Source organism: Xaviernesmea rhizosphaerae (assembly GCF_001938945.1).
GTDB classification, from domain to species: Bacteria; Pseudomonadota; Alphaproteobacteria; order Rhizobiales; family Rhizobiaceae; genus Xaviernesmea; species Xaviernesmea rhizosphaerae.
The window spans coordinates 218,217-227,705 of sequence record NZ_MKIO01000033.1 but is presented as its reverse complement, the minus strand read 5'-3'; the positions used below and the strand labels follow the sequence as shown (position 1 = coordinate 227,705).

Sequence of the window (9,489 nt, the reverse complement as noted above, 5' to 3'; positions counted from 1 at the left end):
AACACATCACTCATCACGGTCTCCTTTCCGAAACCGTGAATCACATCTCAAACCAAATTAATAGGTCCTGAGCCTAGTCCCTTGATCGCCTGATAGTAATCGAGGAAGCCCAATCGGATCAATTCGTCGGGCATGGGCAGCAGTCGCTTTGATTGCGTGGTCTTCAATCGCCTGATGCCATTGGTGCGAAGGAGGATGACATAGCCATCGTCGTCCTTGGCAATGTCGTCGACGGAAAGTCCTGCGAACTCTTTGCGTCGAGGGCCGAGGTACGTGAACAGGATGGGCAGATAGTAAAGCGAATCGTGGAAGACTTGGCTGCCCGGTTTTCTCCGCTTTCCGCGCAGATGATCCAGAGAGCCCGTATAGATCGGACTTGCGAAAATCGGAACGATATCCTGCGGCTTCGGCTTGTATTGCTGCTGGCGAATATCGCCAGCCTTGGGCTTTCGAGGACGAAGACCTTCGAAGGTCCATTCCTCGATTTCGAAGCCATGGCCCTTCAAATGTTTCAGGAAATGGCTAAGGTTTCCGAAGTGCTTGCGGATCGTCGCGGCGGCCAGCCCGACCTTGGGCTTGGTGCCAGAAGCCTCCGCCGCGCGGCGCATCTCCTGGCCCTTGGCGCGCAGTTCCGGCGCCGACATCACCCGCATCCGGCTGCTGCGGCCCCAGTCGGTGGGAATATCATTGAAGTGCTGGCGCAACAGGCCGATGTGATATTGCTCGATCTGCCCGGAATGCTCGATACCATTTTCAGCAAGCACGGACTGGAACATGCGCACAAGCGCCTTGGCGTCGCGGGCAGTCTCCGCTGTCCACTCTTTGCCCATGTTGGCGATAAGCTTGTCACACTCCTGTTCGAAGTCCGAAACGGCGACCACCCGTTGCCCGGCATCCGAAGCTTTCGGCGTAGCCTGTTTGCTCGCGGCTGAGCGCGGGGTCAGGTCGAGGTATGCGATTTCCGGATCTTTTGGCGCGGCAGTCAAAGCTAATGCAGATTGCGGTTCAGCCACCCGAGGCGTTTGCGCAGGATCAGATCCCTGGGTTGCGCTGTCGGCGGCCTTGACCTGGGCAGTTGTTGTCAGAACTCTTCCGCCGCCCGTGAACTCGCTCTGACCTTTGTCCACCAGTTCATGACGCTCTTCGATATCGAGAAGAGCCGCGGCGCGACCCTCGAAGATCTTGGACATGGCGCGCTGGCGATTGGCGGCGGTGTCGTCGATCTCGAATTGGTAGATCAGCCGTCGGATGCCGTCTTCAAAGCCGGGGCTGCGCGCTACGGTCAGCTCGCCGCGATAGTTTGCCCTGATGGCATCGACATGCGATGCCGGCACGCCATTGTTCAACAGATAGGTCAGCCCCGCGCAGTCATTCTCCAGAGACAGATCCACGCGCGTTCCGAACTTTGCCAGGAGCTGGCAGGCCCAGCCTGCTTCCAGATCGAGTTCCATCTCCTCGACATTGCCGCCACGCCCATTGCGCCTTGCCAGCGTGTTGATGTCGTCAAGTCGTTCGAGCTCCTTGTCGCGCTCATGCTCGAACAGTTTCTGAAGCTGTTGCTTGGACATCATTTCCTTCGAGTTCAACTTCAATTCGGCCAGTCGCGTGTTGAGCTTCCGGCCAATGATCTGAGCCTTTCTATGGTCGGAACAATGAAGGCTGAGTGAAAGGCGGCTACCGGGACGGCAGTGGATAAAGGCGGCCGGGACGCGTGCCCGCCAATAGAAGATGTTTCCGCGGCGGATCAGATTCTCGACCTCGTGACGCACGGCCATGACGAATGCCCTGTCTTTGCCCGGAGCTTTGTCCCTTGCGCTTGAACGGCGTGGGCATCACCTCTGGGCACCAGTTTTGGGCATCAGGTCGCCAATGATGCCAAAACACTATCCGGCACGACGGGAAAATCAAGGAATTAAGGGCTTTTAGGGAGAATTGGCTGGGGAACCTGGATTCGAACCAGGACTAACGGAGTCAGAGTCCGTGGGTCTACCGTTAACCTATTCCCCAAGACCGGCGCCGGAAGCAGTCGTTCTCGGCGGGTGAGGGGGCTTATAAACGTATTTGCCGGGGACGCAATGGGGTTTTTGAAAAAAATGCAAAATGGCGAAAATCGGCATGTTGATAAGATGTTGCGGGTGGTGGCCCGGTGGCCGGGCGGCAGGAAAGGCTTGCTGGAGGCGCCGTGCACAGGCTTGGCCTTCGGCTGGAATGGTGGAGGGCGGTGCGGCAAAAACAGTTTGGAGAACCGGGGCGGCGCTGATAAACTAATGCCAACGATAATCCTGATGAGCGCCTTGAGCGGCCGAAAGGCGCGCCCGGCGCGAGTGGTAACCTCACGTGAAAGACCCCGATCACGGCGATAAGCCGTTTGCATCCGGGGCGTCAGTGGCTGGACATGGCGATGGGCCGGGTCAGCCGCATGCGGGCAAGCAGAAGCGCCGCCGGGCCAAGGCTCGGCGCGCACGCGATGCTGCCTCCGGTTCCGGCGATGCATTCGCGGGAACGGGACGCTCCGACGGATCTGCTGCGGCAGACAAAGGCGCATCGGGCAGCCATGCCGGTTCGCGTCCGCGTGCATCCGTGGCGGCTGGCTCTGCGCCTGCTTCCGACAATCGCTCGCCTGACAAGCGATCCGCGGAAAACCGCTCGTCTGGCAATCAGCCATCCGATGGGCGGCCGTCTGATGGGCGTCTGGCCGATGGTCGCACGTCCGATGGACGTAAGCGCAAGCGTCGGCGGTCCAAGGCCCATGCCGGTGTTGCGCCGCCGCCTGCGGCCACCGCCGTCAGCGTGCCGGCGCAAAAGGGAGACGGTCCGCGCGACGCTGGCCGTGATCTGCAAAAGGGCCGCCGCCGCCGTGCTGGAAGCCAGGATCGCGCGACCCAGCGCCAAAGCGAGAAGCGCGGGCCGCAGGGCCGGCCGCTCGTCTCGGGCGAAAAGCGCGGCCGCGGCGAGGATGCGCGCCATGGCGGCGGGCATGCCAGCGAGGACGGTGCCAGGCAGGCGCCGCGCGCGGAGGGCGGCCGCCGGGGTGATTCTGCGCGCCATGCTGCAGGCGGGCGCCATGATGCCGCGAGCGGGCGCTATGCGGCCGGACATTCCGGCGCGTCGCAGGCGGGACCATCCTCTCAATCCGCGTCCGGTCAGGCGCAGCAGAGCGGCGAGGCGCGTCTTCACCCGCATGGCGGCGCACATCCGGGCCTGGCGAATGGCCCGTTCCCGGCGCATCCCGCCGCGCAGTCCGGTCTGCATGCCTCCTCCGCCGCGCCGGGCCTTGCCCCGCGGCCCGCACCGCGTGGGGCCGACGATGCGCGCGCGCCGCTTTATGCCGCCCTCGATCTCGGCACCAACAATTGCCGCCTGCTGATTGCCCAGCCGACGCGCCCGGGGCAGTTCCGGGTGGTGGATGCCTTCTCGCGCATCGTCCGCCTGGGCGAGGGGCTTGCGGCCACTGGCCGTCTGTCGGCAGATGCCATGGACCGCGCCGTCGAGGCGCTGAAGGTCTGCGCCGCCAAGCTGAAGACGCGCGACATCCGCCGCATGCGGCTGATCGCCACGGAAGCCGCGCGCGCGGCCGAGAATGGTCAGCTCTTCATGGAGCGCGTGGCGGAAGAGACCGGGCTGACGCTAGAAATCATCAACCGCGAGACCGAGGCGCGGCTGGCCGTATCAGGCTGCTCCTCGCTGATCGAGCGCAGCGCGCGCTCGGTGGTGCTCTTCGACATTGGCGGCGGCTCCTCGGAAATCGCGGTGATCCGCATCGGCGAGACGCGCTCGAACCGGCTCGCCAACCACATCACCCACTGGACCTCGCTGCCGGTCGGCGTCGTCACCCTGTCGGAGCGGCATGGCGGGCGCGATGTCACGCCGGAAAGCTTCGAGGGCATGGTGCGCGAGGTGGAGGGCATGCTCAGCCGCTTCGAATGCCCGCCGATTTTCGAGCGCGAGGATGGGGCCGACGGCTTCCATCTGATCGGCACTTCGGGCACGGTGACGACGCTCGCCGGCGTTCATCTCGGCCTGCCGCGCTATGACCGCCGTCAGGTCGATGGCCTCTGGCTGTCGGATGAGGAGGTTTCGGCCATGCAGGCCCGGCTGCTGTCGTGGGATTTCGCCGCGCGGGCGGCCAATCCCTGCATAGGGCCAGACCGGGCGGATCTGGTGCTGGCCGGCTGCGCCATTCTCGAGGCCATCCGGCGGCGCTGGCCGTCGCGCAAGATGCGGGTGGCCGATCGCGGCCTGCGCGAGGGATTGTTGACGGATATGATGGCCGATGACGGCGCTTGGCGGAAATTCCGCGCCAAGCGCCCCGGCAACCAGGGCCAAGGAGGCAAAAGCCGATGACCAAAGCGCCAATCGGCGGCAACCGCACCGGCCGCAAGCTGGGCCAGAAGGTGAAGAAGGGCAAGCTCAAGGCGTCCTCGCGCCGCTGGCTGGAGCGCCATATCAACGATCCCTATGTGCAGCGCGCCCAGCTGGAAGGCTATCGCGCGCGTGCGGCCTTCAAGCTTCTGGAAATCGACGAGAAGCACAAGATCCTGACCGGCGCGCGCCGCATCATCGACCTGGGCGCCGCCCCGGGCAGCTGGTCGCAGATCGCCGCCAAGGTGACGCGCTCGACGGATGAGGATCCGCGCGTCGTCGCCATCGATTTTCTGGAGATGGACCCGCTTCCGGGCGTCACCATCTTCCAGCTCGACTTTCTCGATGCGTCCGCGCCGGGGCTGCTGATGGAGGCGATGGGCGGCGCGCCGGATCTGGTGATGTCCGACATGGCCGCGCCGACCACGGGCCATCGCCAGACCGACCACCTGCGCACCATGCATCTGTGCGAGGTCGCGGCCTATTTCGCCGTCGATGTTCTGGCGCCGGGCGGGCACTTCCTGACCAAGACCTTCCAGGGCGGCACGGAGCGCGATCTCCTGACCATGCTCAAGAAGAACTTCCGCCAGGTCGTGCATGTCAAGCCGGCCTCCTCGCGCGCGGAATCGGTCGAGATGTTCCTGCTGGCCAAGGGCTTCAAGGGCAAGCAGGTAGCCCAGGACGACGATGCCGCCGAGATGGACGAGGATGACGACCTCGCTCTGGAGGCGGGCGACGAGGCGCTATGAGGCGCCTCACGCGCTGGTCCTGTCGAGGCAGGCGGGCCTGACCGCGGCGGTAAAGCCAGGCCCGCGCCGGGCCTTGCTCCCGTCATCGCTTTTGTGTGGGACGTCCTCCTGAATTTCACAAAGTGCGGATAAAAGGCGGTACCAACTTGAATCCGTGCGGCAGGCCTTGCGCCGATCATGGTGCTTGAGCACCCGCGGCAGGCAGCATGAAGGAGCGAAGCGGATGCGCGAATGGACGGTCGAGGGCTCGGATCAGCTGATCAGCGACCGCTGGATCAATCTGCGGGTGGATCATTGCCGCACGCCGGAGGGCACGGCGATCAGCCCCTATTATGTGCTGGATTATCCCGACTGGGTCGTGGTGGTGGCGCTGACCGAGGCGCGCGAACTCGTCATGGTCGAGCAATATCGCCATGGTGCCGGCCGCGTGCTGCTGGAGCTGCCGGCAGGCTCCTGCGAGCGCGAGGATCCCGATATCGAAATCTCCGCCCGGCGCGAGCTTCTGGAGGAAACCGGCTATGAGGCGGCAAGCTGGCGGCTGGTCAGCAGCCTCTATGCCAATCCGGCGACCCAGAGCAACCGGCTGCATGTCTTCCTGGCGGAAGGCGCGCGGCAGGTTGGCGCGCAGCAGCTCGACCGGGGCGAGGAGGGAATGACCGTGCATCTGCGCCCGCTCGACACCATCCTGCCCGGTCTTGCTTCAGGCGTCATCGGTCAGGCGCTGCATGTCTCGGCGCTGCTTCTGGCGCTTGGCCCCCAGGGCTGAGGTCCGGCGGGCAAGGTCAGCAGGCGGTCTTTTTATGCGACGTGTCACCCCCCCCCATTCGCCTGGCGGCACCTTCTCCCCGCTGGGGAGAAGAGACCCGGCCGATAGTGCGGAGCTTCCACTTAACCTTCGGAAAAAACGGCATAAACTGCATTCGATCATGGGTCGAGGCAGAGTGGGGCGGCGCTGCAAGTCTCTTCTCCCCAGCGGGGAGAAGGTGGCCCGAAGGGTCGGATGAGGGGGCCAGCCAGGGCCGCAAGTCACGGTGTCGCGCACTGTGCTATGATTTTCAGTCCGATGCACGAGCGCTGACCGGCTTGATGCCCGATCAGCCCTGTGCCCCGCCCACGGCTTCGGCCTGGCGCTCGCCGGGGCGGCGGTGGCCAGAGACCGTCGCGCCGGCATCCTTGGACATGCCGATGAAGGGCAGGATCGACACCAGCGTGATGGCGGAGATCAGCATGAAGGCGAGGTGGAAGTCGCTGAGCTCGAGATGCGTGCCGGTGATCCAGCCTTCGATTTCCAGGATGCTCCCGGCCGTGGCCACGCCGAAGGCAAGGCTCATCTGCTGCAACACGGCGCTCATCGAGGTGGCCTTGCTCGCATCACGGTCGGGAATATCGGCGAAGGACAGCGCGTTGACGCTGGTGAAGAACAGAGAGCGGATCAGGCCCGCGACGACCAGCACGGCGATCATCACGATGGAAGGCGTTGCCGGGGTGAACAGGCCGTTGACGAAGGTGAGCACCGCGCCGGCGATGCCGGCCACGATCAGCGTGGTGCGGAAGCCCATCAGCGCCAAAGCGCGCCGGGCGAAGACCTTGGTGGTGATCGCGCCGATCGCACCGGCAAAGGTGATCATGCCGGATTGAAACGGCGTCAGCCCGAAGCCGACCTGCAGCATCAGCGGCATCAGGAAGGGCACGGCGCCGATCGAGATGCGAAACAGCGAGCCGCCCACGGCCGCGGCGCGGAAGGCGCTATCGGAAAACAGCTTGAGATCGAGGATCGGCGAGGGATGGCTGCGGGCATGGCGCCAGTAGAGCAGGGCGCAGACGAAGCCGAGGACCACCGAGAGGATGCCGACGATGGGCGGCAGCGCCGGCAGGCTGATGACGGAAAAGCCGAACATGGTGCCCGATGCGGCCACGGCGGACAGCACGAAGCCTTTCCCATCCAGCGCCGGCGGGCGGGAGGCTTCGATCTCGGGCAGAAACAGACCGGAGAGAATGAAGCCGATCACGCCAATCGGCACATTGATCAGGAAGATCCAGTGCCAGGAGAAATAGGTGGTGATGAAGCCGCCGAGCGGCGGGCCGGCGAGCGGGCCGACCAGCGCCGGAATGGTCAGCATGGCCATGGCGCCGACCAGCTCGCTGCGCTGCGTGCTGCGCACCAGCACAAGTCGGGCGACCGGCGTCATCATCGCGCCGCCCATGCCCTGAAGGAAGCGGGCGCCGACGAAGCCGAACAGGCTGGAGGCGATGGCGCAAAGGATCGAGCCGGCGATGAAGACGAGGATCGCCAGCCGGAACACCCGCTTGGCGCCGAAGCGATCCGCCATCCAGCCGCTTAAGGGAATGAAGATGGCCAGCGAGACCATATAGGCCGTCAGCGCCAGCTTGAGCGTGATCGGACCGACGCCGAGATCATGGGCGATCGCGGGCAGCGAGGTGGCGATGACGGTGGAGTCCATCTGCTCCATGAAGAGCGCGACGGCGAGAATCAGGGGGACGATGCGATTCATGCGAAGACCAGCAGCGTTTGCCTGGATCGAGGGGACAGGGCGCGCACGTCCGAAACGACCGGGATCCAGCCGTCGGGGCAGTGGCCGGGCAGGCAGGCCCACCGCTGTTGCCGACAGGGGAAGTGATGCCGTCGATCTAGTGCGCTTCACCGCAAAAGTCGCGAGGCGATGGCCTGGGCACTATCACTTCCACGTGACATCTGTCTCGCACTTTCGCTCCTTGCCCTAGCTTTTGCCGCGCAGGCGCCTGAAAGACGTCTGTCCGTCATCGAGACCGGACAGGATGGGCGCGCAAGCCGGCGAAATCCGGCAAAACACGTGAAGCTTCACGGCAGGATGGAGGCGAAGATGACGGATCGATTGACGATGGGCCGGCGGGTGCTGTTCGGCGCGGCTGCGGCCACGGCGCTGGCGGCGCCAGCTCTGCTGGCGCGCGCGGCGCAGGCGGCCGGGGAAGCGACGAAGGGAACTGAGATGGAGACCAGGCAGGTGCCCCTGCGCAAGGTGAAACTGGGCGAGATGACGATCACCGTGATCCAGGATGGCCTGCGCCCCTCCGACAAGCCGGAGCAGACCTTCGGCATCAATCAGACGCCCGAGGCGGTGGCCGAGCTGCTGCAGGCCAATTTCCTCCCGGCCGATCGCTTCGCCAATGGCTTTTCCCCTGTGCTGATCGAGACCGGCTCCGAACTGGTGCTGGTCGATACCGGCATGGGCGAGGGCGGGCGGGCCAACGGGCTCGGGCAGCTTGCCGAGGGTATCAAGGCTGCGGGCTACCGGCCCGAGCAGGTGACGCTGGTGGTGCTGACCCATATGCATGGCGATCACATCGGCGGGCTGATGGAAGGCGGCAAGCCGGCCTTTCCCGCGGCGCGCTATGCCATGGGCCAGGTCGAATATGACTTCTGGACGAACCCGGCGCGTGTCGGCACGCCGGCCGAACCTGGCCATCAGGCGGTGCTGAAGAACGTCAACCCGCTGGCGGAGAAGGCGAGCTTCCTCGCCGACGGCGCGACCGTGCTGCCCGGCATGACCGCGATGGCGGCCTTCGGCCACTCGCCCGGCCATATGATCTTCCGGCTGGAATCGGCCGGCAAGGCGCTGATTCTCACCGGCGACACGGCCAATCATTACGTCCTGTCGCTTCAGCGGCCGGACTGGGAAGTTCGCTTCGATATGGACAAGGCCAAGGCGGCCGAAACCCGCCGCAAGGTCTTCGACATGGTGTCGGCCGAGCGCTTGCCCTTCATCGGCTATCATATGCCATTCCCCTCGGTCGGTTACGCCGAAAAGGCGGGCGAGGGCTATCGGTTCGTGCCGCACAGCTACCAGCTGGATCTCTGACGCATCGCGCCGAAAGGCGGGAACCTGTTTTCGCAACGATCCGGTGCGCTGAAGCATCGTTGCGACCGGAGTGAGCCGAGGACCGATCAACCGATGCTTCAAAAAGAAGCGCTCTGATCGCAAGCCAAAAACGGAAAGGCCCGGGCGAAGGGAGTTCGCCCGGGCCGAAGACAGTCTGAGAAGCTCTGCTCAGCGTCCATCATACATCTCGCGGGCGACATCGCGCAGCAGGGCGACCATGCGGTTGCGCAGCTCGTCCTCATCGACCGGGAGGCCGGCGGCGGTCAGATCGTCGCGCACGCGCTCGAAGGCGCCATCCGGGCTTGTCACATGCGCGACGGCCACTTCCTGAGCATATGCGTCTGCATCCTGGCGGTGCATTTCGCTGGCGGCCCAAAGGCCGATCAAGGCATTGCGGCGGGCTTCCGCCTTGAACATGAATGTCTGGTCATAGGCAAATTTGTTTTCGAGTGCGTAAGCGCGCTTCTTAAGTGCAGTCATGATCTCAATCCCCGTTGCTT

Annotated in this window: 7 protein-coding genes and 1 tRNA gene; 4 read left to right on the top strand and 4 right to left on the bottom strand. The window is 64.6% G+C overall.

Features of this window, described 5'->3' with window-relative positions; all coding sequences use genetic code 11:
• Positions 1–47: 47 nt before the first annotated feature.
• Both BJF92_RS26095 and BJF92_RS16160 read right to left on the bottom strand, forming a co-directional pair.
• A complete protein-coding gene (locus BJF92_RS26095; RefSeq protein WP_245294787.1) occupies positions 48–1,775 on the bottom strand; it encodes a DUF6538 domain-containing protein in 1,728 nt (575 codons plus the stop codon).
• A 158-nt stretch (positions 1,776–1,933) separates the two neighbouring features.
• Positions 1,934–2,007: transfer RNA gene (locus BJF92_RS16160), tRNA-Gln, on the bottom strand.
• A gap of 783 nt (positions 2,008–2,790) precedes the next feature.
• Here BJF92_RS16160 and BJF92_RS16155 point away from each other — a divergent pair.
• The 3 genes from BJF92_RS16155 to BJF92_RS16145 all read left to right on the top strand — a co-directional run bounded on the left by BJF92_RS16155 (position 2,791) and on the right by BJF92_RS16145 (position 5,877).
• Positions 2,791–4,344: a Ppx/GppA phosphatase family protein gene (locus BJF92_RS16155; protein WP_075635771.1), complete on the top strand. Its 1,554-nt coding sequence runs from the start codon at positions 2,791–2,793 to the stop codon at positions 4,342–4,344.
• Complete coding sequence (locus tag BJF92_RS16150) at positions 4,341–5,111, top strand: RlmE family RNA methyltransferase (protein WP_075635770.1); 771 nt, start codon at positions 4,341–4,343, stop codon at positions 5,109–5,111. Before BJF92_RS16155 ends, BJF92_RS16150 begins: the two co-directional genes overlap by 4 nt.
• Before the next feature lie 223 nt (positions 5,112–5,334).
• A complete protein-coding gene (locus tag BJF92_RS16145; RefSeq protein ID WP_075635769.1) occupies positions 5,335–5,877 on the top strand; it encodes an NUDIX hydrolase in 543 nt (180 codons plus the stop codon).
• Between the two features lie 328 nt (positions 5,878–6,205).
• Here BJF92_RS16145 and BJF92_RS16140 read toward each other — a convergent pair whose 3' ends face one another.
• Positions 6,206–7,624: an MFS transporter gene (locus BJF92_RS16140; RefSeq protein ID WP_075635768.1), complete on the bottom strand. Its 1,419-nt coding sequence runs from the start codon at positions 7,622–7,624 to the stop codon at positions 6,206–6,208.
• Positions 7,625–7,972: 348 nt separating this feature from the next.
• Between BJF92_RS16140 and BJF92_RS16135 the strand changes: the two genes are divergently transcribed.
• Positions 7,973–8,968, top strand: a complete 996-nt coding sequence (locus BJF92_RS16135; RefSeq protein ID WP_075635799.1) for an MBL fold metallo-hydrolase — start codon at positions 7,973–7,975, stop codon at positions 8,966–8,968.
• A gap of 189 nt (positions 8,969–9,157) precedes the next feature.
• Here the strand turns inward: BJF92_RS16135 and BJF92_RS16130 are convergent, their stop codons facing one another.
• The gene (locus tag BJF92_RS16130) at positions 9,158–9,469 is read right to left on the bottom strand and encodes a DUF1476 domain-containing protein (protein WP_078058113.1); all 312 of its coding nucleotides are present in this window, start codon (positions 9,467–9,469) and stop codon (positions 9,158–9,160) included.
• Positions 9,470–9,489: the final 20 nt, after the last annotated feature.